Origin of the sequence: Methylobacterium sp. CCH5-D2 (assembly GCF_001556475.1) — a bacterium.
Classification (GTDB): Bacteria; Pseudomonadota; Alphaproteobacteria; order Rhizobiales; family Beijerinckiaceae; genus Methylobacterium; species Methylobacterium hispanicum.
On the sequence record NZ_LSIX01000718.1, the window covers coordinates 1 to 740 of the forward strand.

Sequence of the window (740 nt, forward strand, 5' to 3'; positions counted from 1 at the left end):
GGCGACGCCTTCCGGCTCACCGCCGGCTGCGACAAGCACCTCGCCACCTGCCGCGACCGCTTCGCCAACGCGCTCAACTTCCAGGGCTTCCCCCACATGCCGGGCAACGACTTCGTGGTGGCGGGCATGGCCCAGTCGGGCCTCGACGGCGGGAGCCTGTTCCGATGAGCGCCACGGTCACGGTCACGGTCACGGGCGCCGCCGCCGCCGCCGAGGCCCGGCTCTGGCTCGGCACGCCCTACCGGCACCAGGCCGCCCTGCGGGGCGTGGGCTGCGACTGCCTCGGGCTGGTGCGGGGCGTCTGGCAGGGGCTCTACGGCTCCGAGCCGGAGGCGCCCCCGCCCTATTCGGGCACCTGGGCCGAGTCGGCGCCCTCAGGCAGCGAGCCGCTCATGGAGGCGGCCGCGCGCCACCTCGTCCCCGTGCCGGGACCGCTCGCCGACTACCGGGCCGCGCCCGGCGACGTGCTGCTCTTCCGCTTTCGCGCCCACCTGCCGGCCCGGCACTGCGCCGTCGCGACGGGGCCGGACCGGATGATCCACGCCCACGACCGCGCCCGCGTCGCCGAGGTCGCGCTCACCCCCTGGTGGCGGCGCCACTGCGCGGGCGCGTTCCGCTTCCCCCCGATCCGTGGCCTCACGCAGCCCTGACGGTGGCGAGGAAGCGCTCGACCTCCGCCGAGAGATGCTCGGACTGGCGCGACAGCTCGGAGGCGGCGGCGAGCACCTGGGAGGCGGCAG

2 protein-coding genes are annotated in these 740 nt (G+C 76.5%); both read left to right on the plus strand.

Annotated features, from left to right (window positions below; translation table 11 throughout):
- Positions 1 to 168, plus strand: a 168-nt coding sequence (locus tag AX737_RS18910; protein WP_197430631.1) for a phage BR0599 family protein, incomplete at its 5' end; no start/stop codon positions are given.
- Entirely contained in the window at positions 165 to 650 is a 486-nt protein-coding gene (locus AX737_RS18915) for a peptidase P60 (RefSeq protein ID WP_066924119.1), read from the plus strand. The genes AX737_RS18910 and AX737_RS18915, both read left to right, overlap by 4 nt.
- Positions 651 to 740: the final 90 nt, after the last annotated feature.